General features: G+C 44.4%; 18 protein-coding genes. 5 read left to right on the forward strand and 13 right to left on the reverse strand.

The genetic code is table 11. From position 1 onward, the window contains the following. Positions 1-146 precede the first annotated feature (146 nt). Positions 147-851 (forward strand): DNA alkylation repair protein, encoded by a 705-nt coding sequence (locus HY960_14230; GenBank protein ID MBI5216907.1) that lies wholly within the window; start codon positions 147-149, stop codon positions 849-851. A 125-nt stretch (positions 852-976) separates the two neighbouring features. On the opposite strand, the gene HY960_14235 is transcribed toward HY960_14230, so the two are convergent. From HY960_14235 to HY960_14245, 3 genes are read right to left on the reverse strand one after another with little or no spacing between them, the layout of a single operon-like run. Continuing rightward, complete coding sequence (locus HY960_14235; GenBank protein ID MBI5216908.1) at positions 977-1393, reverse strand: acyl-CoA thioesterase; 417 nt, start codon at positions 1391-1393, stop codon at positions 977-979. Positions 1394-1396: 3 nt separating this feature from the next. Continuing rightward, positions 1397-1843 carry a hypothetical protein gene (locus tag HY960_14240; protein MBI5216909.1) on the reverse strand — a complete coding sequence of 149 codons (447 nt, stop codon included), beginning with the start codon at positions 1841-1843 and terminating at the stop codon, positions 1397-1399. Positions 1844-1847: 4 nt separating this feature from the next. Next, positions 1848-4928: a glycosyl hydrolase gene (locus HY960_14245; GenBank protein MBI5216910.1), complete on the reverse strand. Its 3081-nt coding sequence runs from the start codon at positions 4926-4928 to the stop codon at positions 1848-1850. Between the two features lie 213 nt (positions 4929-5141). Here HY960_14245 and HY960_14250 point away from each other — a divergent pair, with 213 nt between their 5' ends. Further along, positions 5142-5891 (forward strand): hypothetical protein, encoded by a 750-nt coding sequence (locus tag HY960_14250; GenBank protein MBI5216911.1) that lies wholly within the window; start codon positions 5142-5144, stop codon positions 5889-5891. 201 nt (positions 5892-6092) lie between these two features. Here HY960_14250 and HY960_14255 read toward each other — a convergent pair whose 3' ends face one another. The 5 genes from HY960_14255 to HY960_14275 all read right to left on the reverse strand — a co-directional run bounded on the left by HY960_14255 (position 6093) and on the right by HY960_14275 (position 11308). After that, positions 6093-6761, reverse strand: a complete 669-nt coding sequence (locus tag HY960_14255) for a glycosyltransferase (protein ID MBI5216912.1) — start codon at positions 6759-6761, stop codon at positions 6093-6095. Further along, on the reverse strand, positions 6758-9070 hold the full coding sequence (locus tag HY960_14260; protein MBI5216913.1) for a hypothetical protein: 2313 nt from the start codon (positions 9068-9070) through the stop codon (positions 6758-6760). Before HY960_14260 ends, HY960_14255 begins: the two co-directional genes overlap by 4 nt. Positions 9071-9199: 129 nt before the next feature. After that, a complete protein-coding gene (locus HY960_14265) occupies positions 9200-9676 on the reverse strand; it encodes a 6,7-dimethyl-8-ribityllumazine synthase (protein MBI5216914.1) in 477 nt (158 codons plus the stop codon). Between the two features lie 18 nt (positions 9677-9694). Then, complete coding sequence (locus HY960_14270; GenBank protein MBI5216915.1) at positions 9695-10531, reverse strand: PHP domain-containing protein; 837 nt, start codon at positions 10529-10531, stop codon at positions 9695-9697. Between the two features lie 51 nt (positions 10532-10582). Beyond that, on the reverse strand, positions 10583-11308 hold the full coding sequence (locus tag HY960_14275) for a Crp/Fnr family transcriptional regulator (protein MBI5216916.1): 726 nt from the start codon (positions 11306-11308) through the stop codon (positions 10583-10585). Between the two features lie 208 nt (positions 11309-11516). Here HY960_14275 and HY960_14280 point away from each other — a divergent pair, with 208 nt between their 5' ends. Then, positions 11517-13943, forward strand: a complete 2427-nt coding sequence (locus HY960_14280) for a carbohydrate binding family 9 domain-containing protein (GenBank protein MBI5216917.1) — start codon at positions 11517-11519, stop codon at positions 13941-13943. A 70-nt stretch (positions 13944-14013) separates the two neighbouring features. On the opposite strand, the gene HY960_14285 is transcribed toward HY960_14280, so the two are convergent. Further along, a complete protein-coding gene (locus HY960_14285; GenBank protein MBI5216918.1) occupies positions 14014-15219 on the reverse strand; it encodes a hypothetical protein in 1206 nt (401 codons plus the stop codon). Positions 15220-15497: 278 nt separating this feature from the next. On the opposite strand from HY960_14285, the gene HY960_14290 reads away from it, so the two are divergent. After that, the gene (locus HY960_14290; GenBank protein ID MBI5216919.1) at positions 15498-15887 is read left to right on the forward strand and encodes a response regulator; all 390 of its coding nucleotides are present in this window, start codon (positions 15498-15500) and stop codon (positions 15885-15887) included. A 22-nt stretch (positions 15888-15909) separates the two neighbouring features. On the opposite strand, the gene HY960_14295 is transcribed toward HY960_14290, so the two are convergent. Both HY960_14295 and HY960_14300 read right to left on the reverse strand, forming a co-directional pair. After that, complete coding sequence (locus HY960_14295; protein MBI5216920.1) at positions 15910-18027, reverse strand: heavy metal translocating P-type ATPase; 2118 nt, start codon at positions 18025-18027, stop codon at positions 15910-15912. Between the two features lies 1 nt (position 18028). Beyond that, on the reverse strand, positions 18029-18388 hold the full coding sequence (locus HY960_14300) for a winged helix-turn-helix transcriptional regulator (protein ID MBI5216921.1): 360 nt from the start codon (positions 18386-18388) through the stop codon (positions 18029-18031). A 299-nt stretch (positions 18389-18687) separates the two neighbouring features. Here HY960_14300 and HY960_14305 point away from each other — a divergent pair, with 299 nt between their 5' ends. Beyond that, a complete protein-coding gene (locus HY960_14305; protein ID MBI5216922.1) occupies positions 18688-19785 on the forward strand; it encodes an adenosine deaminase in 1098 nt (365 codons plus the stop codon). 81 nt (positions 19786-19866) lie between these two features. Here the strand turns inward: HY960_14305 and HY960_14310 are convergent, their stop codons facing one another. Then, entirely contained in the window at positions 19867-21000 is a 1134-nt protein-coding gene (locus HY960_14310; GenBank protein MBI5216923.1) for a glycosyltransferase family 4 protein, read from the reverse strand. Continuing rightward, entirely contained in the window at positions 20997-21842 is an 846-nt protein-coding gene (locus tag HY960_14315; protein MBI5216924.1) for an acyltransferase, read from the reverse strand. Before HY960_14315 ends, HY960_14310 begins: the two co-directional genes overlap by 4 nt. Between the last annotated feature and the right edge of the window lie 118 nt (positions 21843-21960).

The following is a 21960-nucleotide window of genomic DNA, read 5'->3' on the forward strand; positions in this document are numbered from 1 at the left end:
CAATAATGTTGAAGTGAAACCATTTCATCGGTTTCCATTGTTTTGAACGCCGTGAAAATACTTAAAAAATAAGAGAGAGCCAACTAAGAATATTCTTGGGTTTTCACCTTCACTTTGTTAATTTTCAAGCAAAAAACGGGAACACTATGAACAACACAAAAGTCAAAAATATTGTAAAGAAATTGAAATCTCTTTCTGTCCCCGAATCAGTTGCAGGTATGGCGCGGTACGGAATCGTTTCCAAAACGGTGTACGGCGTTTGTATGCCGACGCTGAAAAGCATGGCAAAAGAAATTGGCAAGAACCATGAACTCGCGCATCAACTGTGGCAAACAGAAATTTTCGACGCGAGAATCATTGCAATTTTTATTGAAGAACCGACGGAGGTTACCGAGGAACAAATAGAACGATGGGTGAGTGACTTTGACAATTGGGCGATTTGCGACGGAGCGTGTTTGCATTTATTTGATAGAACTCCCTTGGCTTGGAAGAAAGCGCTCGCATGGAGTAAGCGGAAAGAAGAATTTGTTAAACGTGCCGGTTTTGCGTTGATGGCTGTTCTCGCTGTGCATGATAAGAAAGCGAACGATAAACAATTTGAAAAACTTCTCCCCGTTATCAAACGGGAAGTGACGGATGAACGAAATTATGTGAGGAAGGCAGTGAACTGGGCATTGCGGCAAATCGGAAAAAGAAATCTAGCGCTGAATCAAAAGGCGATTGAGACCGCGAAAGAAATTCAGAGCCTCGATTCAAAATCTGCGCGGTGGGTTGCTTCGGATGCGCTGAAAGAATTACAGAGCGAGACTACAAGGAAACGCTTACATGCAAAAGAGAAAAAGATAAAATAATTCATTGCGTTCAACTGCTGAGGGGCTTTTGGACAACCTCTAGGCGGGCGAGTCGAATCTGAGAAATTTTTAAACACTGTCCGATTACGAATCGGACCTTACGTTATCTTCTTTTGGACACAGCATCAGATGCTATACTTTTCAATAACTTCCAAGGGAATTTTCTCCGCTCGTCCCGTCTTCAGGTTGACGAGCGTATAATCGAAATATCCTTCTGCCGAAATTTTGCCCGATTCTTTTTTGATAATTTCAAACCGCACTCTCGCCTCTGTCGCTTTTACTTCATCTATGCATGTCCGAACGAGCATCGTCTCTCCTAACACAAGCGGACGTTTGTATTCAATCGTACAGGATTTTACCACCCAACCAAAACCGAGAGCGATAAATTCATTCATGGACATTTTGTAGCACCGTCCCATTTGGTCGTAGCGCGCCGCAAGAACATAATCGAGATACCGCGAGAAGTGAACATGGTTGTTCATGTCAATATCGTCGGGGCGGACAGTTAACTCAGATTCGAAAGTGGTGTAGGAGTTTTTCATAATTTAATTTCTCGGTCGAACTTCTTCGGAAGCAATTTTTCTTGATTCTTTAACTTTATCTTCAAGCTCCGGAGGAAGCACAACTTTTATTATTTCAAATTCTTGAGGGAATCTTCCTTTTTTCCGTTCTTCATTTAGAAGTTCTATCATTGAATCTTCAGAGAATACGAATACACACTTGTCAGGCTTTTCAGCTAAATTCATAAACCAATAAGCATCTGCCCTTATCTTCAGGAGTTTCCCGGTTCCTGTTTTACCGTTTTTATTTTCAGCTGAGCTAGTAGAGATGACAACGACTATTTTTCCATCGTCAGAAACTGCATCAAACTTAAATTCTCCTTTCGATTTTAAGCAAAGATTCCGTTGCCGAAATGTCTGACCGTAAATACGTGGCAATTCATTTTCTCTTATCCATTTCTCTGCTTCCACTTGTGCATTCGTATTCGCCATCGTGTTATTTTTCCTTCTGTTTGATAATTACAGCAGGTACATCTAACTCTCGAACAGTTTTATTAAACTCGGCTAAATCTTTATCAACAATTTTCTTGTATCTTAAAATAAATCCATCTAACCTTCCTGACAACTCATTGAAGACATCGTACGATTGTTGAGTCGGTTTCGTGTCAGCGCTTGCTACGACATCCACGAGTGCGGCGATTTTATTATTGAGTTTAATCGGATAGTTCAACGCATCTTGTCCCGCTTTGATTTTGGTTTGAATGATTTCTTCTTCAACCGATTTGAGCGAATCGTTCAATTTTTTCGCGAGGGAACTGATTGTATCTTTCTTGGCGTGCTTTTCCAATCGCTTCACTAAATCGTTCGTTTGATTTCGGATGTCGCGGATTGCGTTCACGGCATCGTGCGCTTCCGTGACTTTGTCCCGAATCCTGATAAGAAAATCAAACTGTTCTTTGAACTGACCCTGCGTTGTCAGGATACGCGGGTCTTTCCTGATTTCAAACGATTGAACCCAACTTCGTTTCCCGTGCGCAGAATCTCCGTTGATACTCATCCGAATGGAATACGTTCCGGGAACCGCCTGCGGTCCTTCCGTCGTTCCGCCCCAGAAAATTGCACCCGGGACTTTCGACGCATCGGGATAACGCATGTCCCAGATAAAACGATTCATTCCTGTGTCTGAAGAAACTTTCGGTTGCTCTTCGCCTTCTTTTTGTTCCGGCTTGGTGGAAAATGATTTGATGAGTTTCGCCTGTTCATCATAGAATTCTAAGAGCAACGTGTCTTTTGGGTGTAGTGTATCTTTCAAATAATAATTGATGACAACGCCGCCCGGAGGATTTTTCCCGAGTGCAAGTCCGGGACGGTCGAACGTCCATCCACCGATGCGGTATGTCTCTCTCGGCCTGAACAAATACGCATTTGCATTCGCTACTTCATCATTGATTTGATAAAGCGGAGTCAAATCATCTAACACCCAGAATGAACGCCCGTGTGTTGCAACAACCAAATCTTTATCGCGTCCCTGAATCATCAAATCATGAACCGGTACGACGGGAAGATTGAGTTGAAGTGTCTGCCAGTTCTCACCGTCATTGAACGAAACATACATGCCGCGTTCGGTTCCGGCGTACAACAATCCTTTTCTGTTCGGGTCTTCGCGGACAACATGTGTGAACTCGACCTCAGGAATTCCTTTCACAACTATCTTCCACGATTTTCCAAAATCAGTTGTCTTAAAAATGTACGGTTTGAAATCATCCAACTTGTACCGGTTGCACGCGGCGTATGCTGTTCCTTCATCAAATGGCGAAGCATCAATGATGCTGACCATTGACCACTCAGGCAATTCTTTCGGTGTGACGTTTTGCCATATTGTTCCTCCATCCTGTGAGACGTGAATCAATCCGTCGTCCGAGCCAGCCCACAACACTTTTTTATTCACCGGCGATTCGGCAAACGTAAAAATCGTACAATAATATTCAACGCTTGTGTTATCTTTCGTGATTGGTCCGCCGGAGGAGCCGAGCTTGGAAGAATCGTTCCGTGTCAAATCGGGACTGACGACCGTCCAACTATCCCCTTCGTTAGTTGATTTGAACACAACATTCGCGGTAACATACAATGTGTTTTGGTCGTGCCTCGAAGCGACAATCGGATATGTCCATTGAAAACGGTACTTCGTAGCGACTGCGCCGCCACCCATCGGATTGTCAGGCCAGGGAGAAATATTTTGTTCTTGCTTTGTCCGATGATTGTATTTCGTCAGATAGCCGCCATAACTTCCGCCGTACGTAACGTCGGGGTCGGTCGGGTGGGGAGCGATGTAGCCGCTCTCTCCTCCCGCAACCGGATGCCAATCGGTTTCATCAATGCCGTAACCAAGCGTGCGACTTGGAACTTTCACTGTGCTGTTATCCTGTTGCGCGCCGTAAATGTTGTACGGAAACTGATTGTCAAGTACGACATGATAAAATTGCGCAGTAGCAATATCCTGTTCGCTCCATGTTTGTCCGCCGTTGAACGTAACATTCGCGCCTCCATCATTTCCTTGAATCATTATTTTCGGATTGTCAGGGTTGAGCCACAAGTCGTGGTTGTCTCCGTGTGGAACTCCCATCCCTTGCAACGTTTTTCCTCCATCAATTGATTTGAACATTTGAACATTAAGAATGTACACACAATTAGGCTCTTCCGGGTCGGCGTAGATATGCGAGTAATACCACGCACGTTGCCTGATGCGTCGGTCATCGGTCATCTTCGACCATGTTGTTCCTCCATCATCCGAACGGAACAAACCGCCATCATCTGCTTCTACACTTGCCCACAATCGTTCGCGCTTCGCCGGAGAAACAGCAATACCGATTTTCCCGACCATTCCTTTCGGCAGGCCTTCACTTCGCGTTATCTCTTTCCATGTATCACCGCCATCGGTTGATTTCCACAAGCCGCTTCCTTTGCCACCGCTTGTCATACTCCACGGATTTCTGTTCGCCTGCCACAATGCCGCGTACAGAACTCTTGAATTATTCGGGTCGAGCATCAAATCAACTGCGCCGGTGCTGTCATTTTTGTATAAAATTTTCTCCCAATTTTTTCCACCATCTTTCGAACGATAGATACCGCGTTCAGGATTCGAACCGAACTCGTGGCCAAACGCAGCAACATACACGAGATTTTCATCTTTCGGATGAACGCGAATTTTGCTGATGGTTTGCGCTTCTTTTAAACCGATAAACTTCCATGTTTTTCCCGCGTCGTCAGATTTGTACACGCCTTCTCCCGGCATCGAGTTGCCGCGGATACATGCTTCACCGGTTCCTGCATAAATAACATTCGGGTCAGACTCGGCAACTGCAAGCGCGCCGATTATTCCGACTTTCAAAAATCCATCGGAAATATTAAGCCACGATTCACCGCCGTCTTCAGTTTTCCAGATGCCTCCGCCGGTCGCACCGAAGTAAAATGTATTCAGTTGGTCTTTATGTCCGGCGACTGCAACCGAGCGACCACCGCGGAACGGACCAATCTCCCGCCATTTCATTTTATTGTAGAGAAGCGTATCATACTTCATTGCCGATTTTGAATCAGCGAACAATGAAGCACAAAGTACCAAGTACAAAGTACCGATTGCAAAAAACAGGTGAGTAGTGAGTGGTGATTTGTGATGTGTAGATTGATGCATGTAGAAGTTCCTATGTAATTCGGCATGAATATAGAAAAACTTCTTACAAAGGGAAAGACAAAACTGTTGAAACCATGAAGAATTCTCTCTATATTCAGGCAAATGAGAAGAATCATCGGATTCCTATTTTTGTTTCAGTTGCTCGTTGCAAATGAAATCCACGCACAGCAACTTGTGTTGAAAACATACGACAGGTCCTCGGGACTCGCCAGCGATTATGTGTTGTGCATGTTTCAGGACCGGGATGGATTCATTTGGTTTGGAACAGATAGGGGTGTGAGTAAGTATGATGGAAGAGAATTCAGAACATACACACAACGAGACGGATTACCGGACAATTTTATTACCGCGATATTTCAGGATACTGAAGGATATATGTGGTTCGGAACATACGAACGAGGCGTTGCACGCTTTGATGGAACATCATTTCAGGTGTATTCAACAAAGGAAGGATTGCGTGGAAATAGTGTCAGTAAAATTATCCAGGATAGTAAGGGAAAAATTTATTTTCTGACAAATAACGGACCTTCCGTGTTATATCGAAACAGCTTCTCATCATTCCCTGTTGAAAATAAAACGTTGTATATGACCATGAATGATGATGGAAACGTTGTCCTTCATTCTAATAAATATCTCTATACATTTCTACCCTGCACCGACTGGAATACTTTCTCACTGTTTTCAAACACGGTGAGCATAAGAATTTCAATCTCCGGGAGTAATTCTTTCAAGATGATGGTTGTTTCAATTCCGGACATTTTCGGAAGTTCTATATCCATGAGAACAATATTCGGAAGTTTACTCGGCGGCATTCTTCGCAAGCCCTCAATTGCCGCCTCACCCGTTGCATAATCCGCAACGAGGTGAATATCGGGATAGAACGCAAACTGTTGCCGAAAGTTTTTTCGGAGTGATGAATTGTCTTCTACAAGCGCTACGCGGATTTCCATTACACTCTCAAGTTAGAAGAATGTACCGGTTACGCAATACCCCATTCGTGGTATTTTGTTCGGTGAACTTCTGGTGAAATAAATCCAACAGTATCAAACATCGTTACAATCCTAACCGATGAAGCACATAATTCAGATTGTCTTTCAAACCTAATTGATAACCGAAGCGACCAACGGTTCCTCTTCCTTCGTGTCGGATATAATCAAGCACTGGAAAATGAATGAGCGAAAAATTTTGCTTCGCCGCCGCTCGCATCGTTTCCAAACAAGGACTTCCGTGTTTCCGAAACGGAGGAAGTTGTTTGTAGTTTTGTCTGTGAACGAGCATACAAAACGGTCGAATGTAAGGAATTGCATTGTTCGATTCCTCAACATCAAATCCGCGTTTATTCATGAAAATTTTCTTTCCTACGGCAAATACATTCTTTTCTTGTTCTGCGAGTTCAAGCATCTGTTCCATAAACCCTCCTTGCATAACTTCGCAATCAGAATCGAGAAAGAATATATACTTTGAATTTCCTTGCCGAAGCATTGCATCCATCGCCGGACCGTGATGTATATTCTTGGGAAAATTTACAATAGAAATTTGTTCGGGATGAGAGCGTTGAATTTCAGCAAAAAGCGATTGACTGTTATCCCGCGAGCCATTGTCAACAATCGTAACCGGAACCTTAGAGTAGAACTTGTGAAATGAGTTGAACGCCTGAAGAGTTAAATCGGGTGTTTGATAATTGATGATGACAAGAACACAGGTTGTTTCAGCCGCGTTCATTTTCTTACGACCGCCACTTTTCCTTTCCCAACCGCGGTACCATCTTTGGAAAACGCGGCGACAATGTACACGCCGCTCGCAACAACATTTCCTTCTTCATCCAACCCGTCCCAAAATCCTACTCTGCCACCGGGCGTGGATATTTCTTTTACCAAATTTCCGGAGACTGTAAATACTTTGAGCGTTGAACCTTCAACGAGTCCGTCAATTGTCAGTTCGCTCGATGATGGAAGTAAAAACGGATTGGGGAATATTTTTAACTCACCGAACGATGGGACAGGCGCAACGGCAGGAGTTGTAAGCGTGGCAAGCCCTGCCTCCGTTGAGAAATACAACGTTCCCGTATTGTTATCAATGGTCAAAGAAGAAACTCTGTCATCCGGTAATTTCCCTTGTGTTGATTCGACCGTGAAATGTTCCAACACCGTCGTTCCATCGGGAGACCAGAGATAGACGCCTTGTTCCGTTGCAACCCACTTTTGATTGAGCGGGTCAACCAAAATATCGTTCACACGTTTTCCGCTCAAAGGATGATACGGAAGAATTCGATACGGAACTGCCGGGTCAACAATAATATTGATTCCCTGATTCGTACCGACCCATAAACTTCCATCATTATCAATGGCGACCGCAGTAACTTCATTGTCGGTCAATCCGTCGCGGTCTTTCGTGATGATTCCCCACCCTGTTGATGCGTCAATGCGTCGCGGCAACCGTTTCGTTTCATCATAAAAAACAAGCCCGGGAGAACTGTTTTCCGTTACGGAAAGAGAGGTGAACCATTTCGTTCCATGGTTATCCATAATGATATTGGTCAGTATCGGCAATTTCGAACCGGTCGGATAATTTGCATAGCGAAACGTCCGGGTGCCGGGAGAGTATATCGCGAGCAAATTTCTATCGGCGGCTGAGCGAATGTTAATCCAAGCGTCTCCGCTTCTATCAACAACAACTCCGGTAACGACAACAAACGTCCGATTGTTATGTGCGTTCTCCGTGTAAAAAAGCCCGTTTGTTGAATTGAAAATATGTTGGACGGAATTGTTTGCATCGAGATGGACAACTCCTTCGCCGAACATGCTCACCCATTTCGAGTTATCGCTTCCGATATCAATCTGATAGGCGTAGCGTGCGCCGTTGAGCGACGGCAATGTTTGCGGAGTGAATGTTCGCCATGTATCGCCATTAAAACTAATGAATCCTTCGCCGCTTGCCTGTCCCGTACCCGACCAAAAAACGCTTTTGTCATCAACAGCCATTCCGAAAAATTTATTGACAGGTGGACCGGGAGGAATGATCTTTTGCCAATCTATTCCAAGAGGTCTCAGTAATACCGAAGTGTTAATAAACAAACCGTTATTAGTTGAACCAAGGACATCCATTTTCCCAATTGATGTTAGTTTTGAAGGGAAGTCGGACGCCAATATTCTGAAGTCTCCACTGGTATAAATCCAATATTCATTGTCGGTTAGAAAGAAAATAGAAGGAGTTCCGATTAATCCTAAGTCTGAGTTGGTCGAAAGAGCAGTAATATCTTTGCCGGATGTTTCTGAAAGAGTATTCCAAGAAACTCCGTTAAAATAAACAATACCAAGAGATGTTGCAGCAAAAAGTGTATCATTGGAACAAGTAATATCCCGAATGGCGATTGAAGGTAAACCGTTGTTCATCACCTGCCATGAACTTGGCTCGGAAGGATTCGGATTTGTCATCGGCGTCGAAGCAATTCCGCTTGACGTCCCTACCCAAAACCTGTTATTGAAAATTTCAAACGAGGTGACTTTGCCTGTGAGTTGTGGTGAAGTTCCGAATCGACGGTAGGAATCACCAAATTCATTTCGTGAAACGAAAAACACACTTACGCCAATATCGGAAAGTATGAACAACGAATCACCTGAAACATAGAATGAATTGATTCGCTTTGTCGGTTCATCCGTCATCGAAGCAATTCCGGCAACATAATTCCATTCACGGTGGCGCGGGTTAAAGGATTGAACAAATCCGTTCGAGGCGCCAATCCAGATATTTCCGTTTTCATCCGCAGTTATTGCGGTCAAATCAATTGTGCGCAAACCTTCGGAGGTTGTAAACTGCTCAAAATTTTTATCGGTAAGATTGTAGGAGAAAAGCCCGCCGCTTGTTGCCGCCCAAACGACATTATCAACTACTACAACATCCCGCACTTCTTTTTTTGATGTGTAGTTTTTCCATTTGCCGATGTTTCCGCCGTATGAACATTCAACAAAAAATAGGATGAACAGAACTGCGCTGAAAGGACGCAGATACGCGAGCAAGAAGTTATATTTCATATTACGCTAACAGAAATTATTTTCAATGGAACAATCATTTTCCCGGATTCCAAACGTCGAACAGTTCAGTTCACCAGAGCAAACCGGAAAGAATGTTTAATTAGTATCTATCGTGCGTAACAAGGTTCATTATTTTTTCTTGGATAATTTTTTGAAAACGTCGGCAAGTTCAATAGCGGCGAGTGCTGATTCCCAACCTTTGTTTCCGCTCTTTGCGCCTGCCCGTTCGATTGCCTGTTCGAGCGAGTCGGTTGTCAGAACTCCGAACACGACCGGTGTTTGCGATGTGAGAGCGATGCGGTTGATACCGGCGCTGACAGCATTCGCAATGTATTCAAAGTGCGGAGTTTCTCCGCGTATGACACAGCCGAGACAAATGACGGCGTCATACTTATCACTCTGCACAAGTTGAAGCGCAAGTTGCGGGATTTCAAATGCGCCGGGGCATCGAACAACGTCAACGGCATTTTCTTTCGCTCCGTGACGCGTCAGGCAATCGAGCGCGCCATCGAGCAATCGCCCGGTAATAAATTCATTAAACCGGCTGACAACAATTCCGAAGCGGAACGGTGTCGCCGAGAGATTTCCTTCAATTATATTTGCCATTGTGTTTCTTTCGTTCACTTACATAAGTTTGTTTCTGTGTAGTTGCTGTCTCATTCGCTCGACAGCGTGCGGAGAAATTCCGACCTGACCGAAATTCTTCTCGTCGCCGCGTAATCCGCCGTGAAAATCCGAACCGCCGCTTTCTAACAAGAAATATTCGTTTGCAATTCCCCGATAATAATGCTGTGTTTCCTGATTGTGGCTCGGATGCACAACTTCAATTCCGTCAATTCCTGTCTTGAAGAGATTAGCCAGTTCTTTTTCTGTGAAGTTTTTGCCCGGATGCGCCAGGAACATTAATCCTCCGGCTCTGGAAATTACTTCGACTGCTTTCTCCAACGGAAACTCCTGTTTCTTTTCGTATGCAGGTCCGTTGTCGTAAATGTACTTATTAAACACTTCACTGTACGAACCGACGAGTTTTTTTTCAACCAGCGCTTCGGCGATATGAGGACGGCACACGACACCGTTTGCCGCTTTCTCCATAACATCATTGAGTGTAACGGGAAGATTCATGGTGTTGAGTTTTTTCACCATCTTCTCTGCTCGTTGGATTCGCTGAACGCGGAACAATTCCAGGCAAGAACAAAGTTCAGCGTTGTGTTGGTCGAAACAATAAGCGAGCAGGTGAATTTCCTGATGATTCCACGAGACGCTCATTTCGATTCCCGTAAGAACGGAAACGCCTAATTCCTTTCCGCGTGTTTGCGCGCGTTCAACTCCTTCGATTGTATCGTGGTCAGTGATGCTGAGAATACTGATGCCCGATTCTTGCGCTTTCGCGACGAGTTGTTCGGGGGTCAGTGCGCCGTCTGAACAAGTCGTGTGTGTGTGTAAGTCGGCAATTGGATGCATACATTCCTCCCCGCGTTCTTACCGTTGTAACTCAATGCTATCACAACAGCACTACAGGTATAGACTTTTGAATTTTTCATAGTCATTAATGATAAGTTTGTTTCCTTGAAGTTCCACGTGACCTTTTTTAATAAACTGATGCAACATGCGCGAAATTGTTTCACGCGAAGTTCCTGCCATGTTGGCAAGGTCTTGTTGCAACGGCAACTCATCAATCTCGACGCGCCCTTTCCGAATCTTTCCGATATCATCCGCAATCTGGATGATGACATTTGCAACTCTGCCGTTTGCATCTTTCAACGATAAGTTCTTAATCTGTGCATCTGCTTTTCTGAGTCGGGAGGTGAGTTCCCTGAGTAATGAAATCGCGACCGCGGGATATTCGTGCAACAACTTGAGAAAATCCTGTCGGTGAATCATAAACAAATCTGTTTTCGTCGTAGCAACCGCTGTGGCAGAACGTGCCAATCCATCGAGGATTGCCATTTCTCCAAAGAAATCGTTTTCACCGAGAATGGAGAGAATCACTTCCCGTCCTTCATCATCGGTGCGGACAATTTTTATCTTGCCGGAGGCGATAATGAATAGCGCGGCGCCGGCTTCTTCTTCGAGAAGAATAATACTTCCCTTTTTATATTTTTTCCGAACGCCGACATGTACAATTCGTGCAAGTTCGGATTGGTCAATATCTCCGAAAATGGGAACGTTACGGAGAATTTTAATCGTCTCCGCTACTTCAGGAGTTATTGGCGGAAACGGTTGCGTAGTAAAAGCCATGAATGACCTCGATAGTTCTTTTATTGATTACTTCATTGGACGAAAACAAGTGCCACAATATAAGGCAGTGCGTGTTGAAAATCAAGGAAAAATTGTAGAGAAATTTCTTTTTGTCGGTTCTTCTTTTTCTTTGTGAAAATTATCGGGTTTCGATTGTGTCTTAGTGGAGTTTTCCTTATTTTCCACACCTTAAAATCAGGAAATGACTATGCGAAACTCACTTTTTCTCCTACTTCTCTTCATTCTTGTTGTCGGCACCTGTTATACAGGCGATAACCCGAAATCCATTCGTGCGGTACGAACACCTTCCGCTCCGAATATTGATGGAGTTCTCTCTGACGAAGTTTGGAAACTCACCGAACCCGTGACCGATTTTACCCAGCGCGACCCCTCCGAAGGACAACCGGCAACCGAGCAAACAGAAATTCGTGTTCTCTATGATGAGAACGCTCTCTATTTCGCATGTATGTTTTTTGATTCTGAGCCGGACAAAATCGTGTCACGGCTTACTCGCCGCGATAATGAAATAGAATATGACCGCGGTTCTATCCGGATTGATTCGTACCATGACCACCAAACATCGTTCGAGTTTACCTTCAATCCTGCCGGAGTGAAGATTGATATTCTTCAGTATGATGATGCCAATCGAGAAGATGCGTCGTGGGATGTTGTGTGGGACCTCGAAACAAAAATTCTTCCGAACGGTTGGTCTGCTGAAGTAAAGATTCCGTTTCATGTTCTTCGATATAGAACAGAAGAAGGTGATACATCTGAACAGGATTGGGGAATAAATTTTCTTCGGTACATCAGCAGAAAACAGGAATCAACATGGTGGGCATTTCATCCGAAGAGCCAGAGCGGATTTGTTTCCCGCTTCGGTCATCTCAAAGGATTATCTGACTTACCCGTTCCGCGATACATCGAATTGCTACCATTCGTCGTCGCCAGACATTCATCTCAGCCAGCATCATCAATAAGAAAAACGAATAATAAATTTATCGGTGATGCCGGATTGGATTTACGGTATGGAATCACTTCCAACTTCACGCTCGACCTCACTATCAATCCCGACTTCGGACAGGTTGAAGCCGACCCGGCAGTTTTGAATCTCTCAACATTTGAAACGTTCTATCCTGAGAAGCGCCCCTTCTTTATTGAAGGAACACAAATTATTCGCTTCTCAACGTTCGGCGGAGATTTTGGTCCCGGCATGTTTTATTCACGTCGCGTCGGGCGTGCAATTTCTCCAGATGAAGTCAACCTTTCCGATATTCAAACAATTGACAACATTCCATCAAACGTAACAATCTTAGGAGCGGCAAAAATTACAGGGAAAACAAACTCCGGTTTGTCGGTAGGAATCATGCAAGCTCTTACTCAGGAAGAATCCGCAACGCTCATTGATACTTCCGGACATACAACCGAACAAATTGTCGAACCGTTCGCCCATTACGGAATATTGAGAATGAAACAGGATGTTCTTGAAAATTCCAATGTTGGATTCATTCTCACTTCGGTTGAAAAAGAACAACGTTACCCCGCGTTCACAGGCGGATTAGACTGGAACTTGAAATTCGACAACAGCACATATCAACTCGATGGGTTTCTCTCTCTTACTCACACCACAAACAGAGAGCTCGACCGCATCACCGGCTCCGCTGGACGAGTCACATACGCGAAAATCGGTGGAGAGCATTGGCTCTGGTCGGTTGACCTTGATTTCACAAGCAAGAAATTCAACATCAACGACATCGGATTTTTCCGTCGCCCAAATGATTGGGGAAGTGTTGCAACGCTGACCTACAAAGAAGAAAAACCGGCGAAAGTAATTCGAAACTACAACGTCGGATTGTTTTTGCATGAGCGAAGAAATTTTGATGAAGTGAATTTGTTCAGAGAAGCAAACCTCGGCACGGAATTTCTTTTTACAAATTACTGGAATGTAGAATTAAGCGGCGGCATTGAAGCGGGGTTGTATGACGATAGGGAAACTCGCGGAAACGGTTTGTATCGTAAACCAATAACGTACAATGCATCCTTCGACATTTCAACAGACCATCGAAACGATGTTATCGTTGCCTTTGAACAAAAAGCAAGTTCCAACAGCAAATCTGCAACACGAGCAGAAACTGAACTCCGGTTGTTGCTCAAACCTGTTTCGTGGATGGAATTTGAATTTGAATCCGAGGCAAGTCGTACCCGTGGATTCGAAGCATGGTTAACAAATCTACCCGGGACAGGCATAAGTATTTTCGGAGACCGGAACATTGATGAAATGAATCTGACGCTCAGAAGCACTATCACCTTCACACGCGATTTGACATTACAACTCTATGGACAATATTTCAGCGCAAAAGGATACCATGAAAATTTTCGTGAACTTGTCGGCACCTCTGATTTTGTTCCCACACTCATTGCTGTCAATCAGGATTTCGTTGCGCAGTCATGGCATTCCAATGTTGTGCTTCGTTGGGAATATTTACCCGGAAGTACGTTATTTTTTGTTTGGTCTCAAGCGAGGGAAGACGAATCGTCGGATTATCTTCAGACATTCAAAAATGATTTTTACGATGCATTTCGCATACCTTCCTCAAATGTACTCTTGCTCAAAGCAAGCTATTATTTAGGTTTGTGAATAAGAAAGGCGACTGAGGAGTGACTCAGCCGCCTTGTTCGGAGGGTATATGTGTCTGGTCTATCTACATTTATGGTCTTCGTCTTCCGCCGGAGTGTGATTCGCGTTGCGGCGCTTCTCTTTTCGGTTGGGGGGCGCGTTCGATTCGTTGCGGCGGATTAGTGCGACCACCGGTTTCAAATCTTCGTTCGGTCCGTTGTGTTTCAGTTCTCCGTTCTGTTTGACTTTCACGTCGCTGGATTTCCCGCCGCTCCTGTCTTTGATATGAACGATTGACATCTGTTTGCCGGTTGTCGCGCAACCGTTCTTTTTGCTCGTACGTTTCGCGCTGAACCTGTCTGTCGCGTTGCACTTCATATCTTCTGTTCGGAACATATTCACGGCGAACGGATTCCTCTGTTCCCTCGGTTCGTGTTTTCGAATCTCTGCCTTCGTATCGTTCACCGGTAACAGGTTCGCGTCGCTGATACTCGCGTTGAACGTTTGAACTTCGTTCGCGTTGTTGCCGCATTTCTGTTTCCCGCAATGCACCTTCGACACGGGGACGATACACTTCAAGCCGTTGTCGTCCTTCACTTCGTATGAATTGTTCGCCCTCGCCGCGGTCACGCCCGACAACTTCTGTTCGTTCGATGCGTGAACGTGTTCGCCGTTCAACAAATCCAACATCAACTCCCCGATTCATCACACGGTCGCCGTCTGCTTCAATAGTTCGTACACTTCGTGTACTTCCGAAAAATCTTCGCGTTCGTTCAACCGGCTGAATATAATTGTTAATCGTTACGGAAGTAAAACTTCTGCATGGAACAAAGTTCCAGTAATGTATGGGCGCATTCCAACCGGCATCAAACGAGAACCCGAAGGAAAAACTGAAGCGGGCAATTGGAGGTAACGGCGCCCAACCGATATAATCGTCGCTGTAACGCCACTCGACCCACGCTGGTCCCCACACATCATCAGGAATCCAAATCCATCCATAGTAATCATCGTATTGCCAGCGACCATAGTGAAACGTTGCCCAACCAAATGGTTCGCTTGAAAGCCAGTACCAGCCGTAATCTGTCCACACCCATCTGCCATGCAAGTAGGGTCTCCACCCGTGTTGAACGTGCACCGGGCGCCAGACATTTCCATATGAACAATCAACCCACTCACCGTATTGCGAGAGCGAAGAATAAAACACGGAAAAACCGCCGCCAAACTTGGAGTGAGCATTTGCACCGGAGATTCCGAGTAGCAGGGTTATTAATGTCGTAAAGAGTATTAACCGTTTCATTGAAGTATCTTTCTACAATTTTTTTATCCGGTTTGACTTTGTACAATAGCCGTGCCATTCATTTTTCTTGATTTGGAGACAAAATTAACATCTCCCCCGTTTTTCGTCTTGAATTCTACCCAAGTTTGTGGAGAAATAAATACGAAAATTTTTCTTAAAAGGATTGACTATTTGAAAAATTCTCTCTACCTTTACGGCGAACGGGGCAACTGCTGAAGCGTAAGGTGTAAAGCAGACGTCTTACTTTCTCGTCCAATGAAACATCTAACAGAAAATTTATGAATCAACCGACAATATTAATTGTTGAAGATAGTCCGGGATTCGCCGAACTGCTCAAGTACGTAATAGAAGATGAAGGGTTCAAACCTGTCATATTTCCGCTCGAAGAAAATCTTATGGAGTGGGTCGAAAAGACGCACCCGACCGTCATCTGTATGGATCTCGCTCTCAACCGGATGAACGGGCTTGATTTTATTCATGAACTCAAGAAACATGCGAAACATAAACGCATACCGATTATTGTGATTACGGGACGGGACCTTTCTGTCAAGGAAATCACCGACCTAAAAGTTCATGAGGTAATGTATCTCAGGAAGGGAAGAGTTGACATGCATGAAATTCATCAGGCATTGAAAGAAGCAGTGAAGAAAACGAAAAACTCACACTAACTCTGTCAATGGGAGACAATCGTCATTCGTTCTTGGGTTTGAACCGAAGAACTCTCAGCCCGTTCAATATTACAACTAACGTCGCACCATCATCTGCGATGATTGCCATCCAGAGTGTTGCAACGCCGAACATTCCTAACACAAGAAACACAAGTTTTGTGAGTAGCGCTATGGCAATATTTTGTTTGATGATAGAAAGAGTTTTTTTGCTTAATGAAATGATGTGGGGAAGTTTTAATAACTCGTCCGACATCAACACAACATCAGACGCTTCAAGCGAAACATCGGTTCCGGTCTTTCCCATTGCAATCCCGACAGTTGCCGAAGCAAGCGCGGGGGCGTCGTTCACGCCGTCGCCAACCATCGCAACGGTGTTGTATTTCTCTTTTAACCTGTTGATATGGAGTAATTTCTCCTCCGGTAAGATTTGATACCATACTTCATCAATGCCTACTCGCGCGGCGAATGGTCGCGCAATTGCTTCTGTGTCACCCGTTAACAAAATTATTTTACTCATTCCATCATCATGAAGTCTCTTGATAATGTGCGGCGCATCGGTTCGCATTTCATCCGCAATGGCGATTACTCCCAGGGGCTCCTGCTCAGTGGCAAGAATTACCGTTGATTTTCCTTCACGTTCAAGTTCTTCCAACCGGTATTCTGTTTGTTGATTGCAAATGTTCATCTCTTCAATCAAGGAATGATTTCCAACAACATACAATTGTCCATCAACGATAGCGCGAACTCCTTTTCCCGGAAGGGACTCGAACGAATGAACGAACATGTCGAATCGGGAAGTGTTGTGTTCGTTCGCTTTTTGAATGACCGCGTTTGCAAAATGATGTTCAGATTTCGATTCTACTGAGGCTGTAATTTTCAGTATTTCCTCTGCCGATAAGGAATTGAATGAAATGATGTCTGTGACAACCGGAGTTCCTTTTGTCAATGTTCCGGTTTTATCAAATGCTATTGCTCGTATTCTGCCGAGTAATTCCAAAAATTTTCCTCCTTTGATGAGAACTCCGTGACGAAGCGCGTTCGTCAATCCGCTCATAATGGTCACGGGAGTTGAAAGAACAAGCGCGCAGGGACAAGCAATGACTAATAACACTAAAGCCCGATACACCCACTCATCGAACGGTTGTCGGAACACAAGAGGCGGAATGAGAGCAATACAGCAAGCGAGTAGAAAAATTGCCGGAGAATAATACCGGGCAAATTGTTCGACGGTGTTTTGCATGGGAGCGCGGGATGATTGTGCATTCTCAACTAAGCGAATGACACGCGCAAGCATTGTGTCGGAGTATGGTTTTCTCACTTCCAGTTCAAGCGTTCCACGTTCATTGAGGCTTCCTGCAAAAACTTCATCTCCAATGTTTTTTGCCGATGGCTTTGATTCGCCGGTGATTTGTGCCTGATTGACCGATGACGCGCCGGAAACCACAATACCATCCAACGGAATTCTTTCTCCCGGGCGGATGAGGATTCGTTCTTCAACATGAATGTCTCTTACATTGGCAACAACTTCTTTTCCGTCTCGTAGCACAATTGCAGTTTCCGGAGTCAATGACATCAGCGAGCGAAGCGCTCCGCGTGAACGTTTCAAACTCAGTTGTTCAAGAAGTTCTGCAAGTGCGAACAAAAACATCACCACTGCGGCTTCTTCCAATTTGTTGATAATGATTGCGCCGATGGTTGCAATCGTCATGAGAAAATTCATATCAAGGGAGAAGTTTTTCGCCGCCCTCACTCCTTTCCGAAGGACGTTCCATCCGCTGAGGAAAATGGAAAGAATGAATACAACCGTCGCAACGAATTCAAATTGAATCACAAAAGAAAAAAGGAAACCTGTCAACAACAATACTGATGAGGAAATCATCATTACCATTACGCCATGCAGTTTCCAAAAAGATTGTTCTTCGATGACGTCGTTTAAAAGTTCGACTTTGAATCCAACTTCGTTGAATGCGTTAAGAATGTTGTTGGTCAGACAGGTATGATGAACACTGACGGTTTTCTCGGCAAGATTTATCCCTCGCACTTCCGTGCCCGCGACGGTTTTTAGTTTTTTCCTGATGAGGAGTTCTTCCGTCGAACAGCAAAGATCGTTGACGACGAAGGTTGTTGTATGTGATTTCATATCAATCTTCCGAAACGTGCCTGATGGCAAACCGAAGAAGGTCTTCGATGTGTTCGTCGTCGAGCGTGTAATATGTCATTTTTCCTTTGCGGGTGAACCGGACGAGGCGGAAATTTTTCAGGAGCCGGAGTTGGTGAGAAATTGCCGAATCAGTCATAGAAAGCAACGCCGCAATGTCGCAGACACACAGTTCTTCTTTGGAAAGTGCAAGCACGATTTTCAATCGGGTCGGGTCGCCGAGAATCTTAAACAATTCCGATAATTCAAATAGGGTTTCTTCATCATGGAGCGACTTCCGGGCAGAGTTGACCCTGTCCTTGTGGACATATTTTACTTCGCAGAGTTCATTTGATTTTTTCATATCAGTAACATAAGAACGATTGAACAGTTATTCATACGTTGCAATATACGCGGCGGCTACGTTATTGCAAAATCATAAATGGATGGGGAAATTTTGTGCCGTTGCTTTTGAATATTGTTTTTAATACATTGACTGCCACTAAATTTGAGTGTACTTATGAAATCAATCAATATTCATGGCAACTTCCATTTCAGGAACGGAATGTCATGTTTGCGCGATTTCATTCACCCGGATTCTTCTCTCCTTACTCTGTACTTACAAAACACAACGATTCAATCTCAACTACATACTACTATCCTATGAAACTGACTGAAAAATTCATCCGCACGTTACCGAAAGTTTTACTCCACGACCACCTCGACGGCGGCTTACGTCCGCAAACAGTTATCGAATTAGCAAAGGATGTTAAATACAAAAAACTCCCTACTTCCGATGCAGGCGAACTTGCCGAATGGTTTCATCAGGGCGCACAACGCGGGAGTTTGCCTCTGTACTTAGAAGGCTTCGACCACACATGCGGAGTGATGCAAACGGAAGACGCTCTCGAACGGGTCTCATATGAAATGATGGAAGATATGAAGAAGGATGGAGTTGTGTATGTGGAAACGCGGTTTGCGCCGGTGTTTCATACAAAGAAAAAACTTCATTGGGATGAAGTTGTATCAGCAGTGCTACGAGGACTTGAACGAGGGAAGAAAGATTTTGGTGTTGAGTATGGGTTGATTATCTGCGCAATGCGGAACATGCAACTTTCACTGGAGATGGCGGAACTTGCAGTTGATTTCCGTGAACGTGGCGTTGTCGGGTTTGACCTTGCCGGCGAAGAAGGCGGTTATCCTCCAAAGAAACATGTTGATGCATTCCATTTAATCCAACGGGAAAATTTTAATATCACCATTCACGCCGGGGAAGGATTCGGGAAAGAATCAATCTGGCAGGCGATTCAATGGTGCGGCGCACATCGCATCGGACATGCAACGCGTCTCATTGATGACATCAAACTTGCTGACGATGACCCGACGGAAATAGTGAATATGGGCTATCTTGCTCAGTACGTGTTAGATAAACGTATTCCGCTCGAAATGTGCCTGACAAGCAATGTTGATACCGGCGCGGTGCGAAGTCTTGAAGAACATCCGTTCGGAATTTACTACCGCTACAAATTCCGCGTTACGTTGAACACCGATGACCGGCTAATGAGCAATACCACGCTCTCGAAGGAATTTAAACTCGCCCAGGATGTGTTCGGCTTGAAGTTGGATGAATTGGAAAAACTATCCATCAACGCAATGAAGAGTGCGTTCCTTCCCTATAAAAAACGTATCGGGATTATTTATGATGTAATTAAACCGGGATATAAAGCGGCGCGAGAAAAATTGAAATCAAAGAAAAAATAAATCTGCATCCGAATTCTTTTTCGTCGTTTCCTTGGCGTGTCAGATTCAGAGATTCGGGGTAAGTATCCAATAAGATATTTGCTACTCCGTTTTCCCGGGCGTGGGTACGATTTGAGCATATACTGCTTCAATACTATCAACCATAATGTTGATGGTGAATTTCTGCAATAATATTTTCCGGCTCTGCTTTGCCATTATTTCGCGAACATCCTTGTTTACAATAAGAACACGTAACTTCTCGGTAATTGATTTCACATCTTTCTCGTTAAGTACAAATCCGTTCACTCCTTCCTCTACCATCGCGGCAACATCACCGACTCGAGTTACGACGACAGGAAGTTCCTGGGCAAGCGCCTGAAGCACGGCGAATGGAAATGTTTCGCCACATCCTTCGATGCTTGTATGTGCATACACATCAAACGCGGAGTAGCACGCAGGAAGGTCGTCGCGGAAACCGGCAAAGAAAATTTTATTTTCTGTTTGTAGTGTTGGGTTTATCGCTTTTAGTTTTTCGTGAAGTTCCCCATCGCCGATGATAAGGAGGCGCGCACGGGGATGGAGCAATGCAATTTCCGCAAATGCCTTGATAAGATATTCCTGTCCTTTCATAGGTACAAGCCGCCCGACATTTCCTACAACAATATGCTCATCATTTAGACCAAACTCCGCTCGCACTCTACGCCGTTGCTCATCATTCCGAGACATAGATTCCGGGTCAACGCCAAGATACACAACCGAAATTTTATCCGTTGAAATTTTATCTCCCCGAACGAGTAACTCTTTCACACAAATACCATCAACAAGAAAATGGTCGGTTGCCCATTTGTTCCGTATCCAGTGCGTGAGATTATGCTGAAGCGAATGAAAACTGTGAACGTTCGTTACATGCTTCACTCCGCAAAGCCATGCGGCAAACGCTCCGGCTGTTCTATCGTAATTCGTATTTGTGTGAACAATCTGAATGTTGTGTTGCTGAATAATGTGCTTTAGATTCATCACAAATGAAACGAGTTTTCCCTGCGGCGGGAAATCAAGCGGCAACGTGACTACACCGGCATCATTACATTTCTTACATAGCAAATTATCCGGTTTGCATGTAACAATGATGTTGTGTCCTCGTTTTTTTAGTTCGCACGCAAGTTCGAGAACGTAAAACTCTCCGCCTCCGTACATATCGGACGAGTTGGTGAGAAGAATGTTGAAGCGCGGTTTCACAATGAATATTGTTCCGGTCTTCGGTCGGCAAGCAGGTCGTTGAATTCGTTCAGCCGCTTGTTCTTTGCTTGCAACAAATCAACTTCGACGACGATAATTTCGGGTTTGTCATCGCTGCATCGGGCAAGAATTTTGCCTCTGTTCGACACAATCTGACTTGTTCCGATGTAGGTCATATTTATATCGTTGCGATTTTCAACACCAATACGATTTGCCGTTGCTGCGAAAATTTTATTTTCCAAACAACGTGTTATCATCGCATCGGGACAATACGGAAGAACGAGATTCGCCGGATGGGCGATTAACTGCGCGCCTTCTAACGCAAGTGTGCGTGCGCTTTCAGGGTAGAACCAATCGAAGCAAATCATCATCCCGATTGTTCCGAACGGTAAATCAAACACAGGAAATCCGAGATTTCCCGGAGAAAAGAAAAGTTTCTCCCGGTAATAAAGGTGAACTTTTCTGTACTTGCCTATCAATCCATCCGGACCGACGAGAGCGGAAGAGTTAAAATATTTTGGTTCTCGGTTGACAGTTAACGGTTGATTGTTTTCAATACTAATTACCGAGGACTTGCTACTGACTACTTTTTCAGCATATCCATACACAACGTAACAGGAATTCTTCGATGCAAATTCAGCAACGCGTTGCATCGTCAACCCGGAGTCATCTTCCGAACATTCTTCAATTTCGTTTTGGGTTTGAAAATTATATCCCGTATTAAACAATTCGGGAAGAACGAAGAGATTTGCTTCGACCGACTTCATCAGAGACAACGAGTCATCTACATTTTTTTGAATTTGACCAAAAACGGGGTTTGTTTGGACGATTGCGAGTTTCATAGTGTGGCATGAAAATACAATTTCTGCGGGGGAGATTCAAATATCAAAAAAATTAGTGAAACCTATTGCTATTCAACCGAAAACTCCTTATGTTTCATGTGCAAATAACAGTACACCG

The sequence above is a fragment of the Ignavibacteriota bacterium genome, from assembly GCA_016212665.1.
Taxonomy (GTDB): Bacteria; Bacteroidota; Ignavibacteria; order UBA10030; family SZUA-254; genus FW602-bin19.

Bases quoted from the DNA above. Each gene is read 5' to 3' on its own strand.
- HY960_14230 (MBI5216907.1), top strand. From the start codon at position 147: ATGAACAACACAAAAGTCAAAAATATTGTAAAGAAATTGAAATCTCTT.
- HY960_14235 (MBI5216908.1), bottom strand. From the start codon at position 1,393: ATGAAAAACTCCTACACCACTTTCGAATCTGAGTTAACTGTCCGCCCC.
- HY960_14240 (MBI5216909.1), bottom strand. From the start codon at position 1,843: ATGGCGAATACGAATGCACAAGTGGAAGCAGAGAAATGGATAAGAGAA.
- HY960_14245 (MBI5216910.1), bottom strand. From the start codon at position 4,928: ATGAAGTATGATACGCTTCTCTACAATAAAATGAAATGGCGGGAGATT.
- HY960_14250 (MBI5216911.1), top strand. From the start codon at position 5,142: ATGAGAAGAATCATCGGATTCCTATTTTTGTTTCAGTTGCTCGTTGCA.
- HY960_14255 (MBI5216912.1), bottom strand. From the start codon at position 6,761: ATGAACGCGGCTGAAACAACCTGTGTTCTTGTCATCATCAATTATCAA.
- HY960_14260 (MBI5216913.1), bottom strand. From the start codon at position 9,070: ATGAAATATAACTTCTTGCTCGCGTATCTGCGTCCTTTCAGCGCAGTT.
- HY960_14265 (MBI5216914.1), bottom strand. From the start codon at position 9,676: ATGGCAAATATAATTGAAGGAAATCTCTCGGCGACACCGTTCCGCTTC.
- HY960_14270 (MBI5216915.1), bottom strand. From the start codon at position 10,531: ATGCATCCAATTGCCGACTTACACACACACACGACTTGTTCAGACGGC.
- HY960_14275 (MBI5216916.1), bottom strand. From the start codon at position 11,308: ATGGCTTTTACTACGCAACCGTTTCCGCCAATAACTCCTGAAGTAGCG.
- HY960_14280 (MBI5216917.1), top strand. From the start codon at position 11,517: ATGCGAAACTCACTTTTTCTCCTACTTCTCTTCATTCTTGTTGTCGGC.
- HY960_14285 (MBI5216918.1), bottom strand. From the start codon at position 15,219: ATGAAACGGTTAATACTCTTTACGACATTAATAACCCTGCTACTCGGA.
- HY960_14290 (MBI5216919.1), top strand. From the start codon at position 15,498: ATGAATCAACCGACAATATTAATTGTTGAAGATAGTCCGGGATTCGCC.
- HY960_14295 (MBI5216920.1), bottom strand. From the start codon at position 18,027: ATGAAATCACATACAACAACCTTCGTCGTCAACGATCTTTGCTGTTCG.
- HY960_14300 (MBI5216921.1), bottom strand. From the start codon at position 18,388: ATGAAAAAATCAAATGAACTCTGCGAAGTAAAATATGTCCACAAGGAC.
- HY960_14305 (MBI5216922.1), top strand. From the start codon at position 18,688: ATGAAACTGACTGAAAAATTCATCCGCACGTTACCGAAAGTTTTACTC.
- HY960_14315 (MBI5216924.1), bottom strand. From the start codon at position 21,842: ATGAAACTCGCAATCGTCCAAACAAACCCCGTTTTTGGTCAAATTCAA.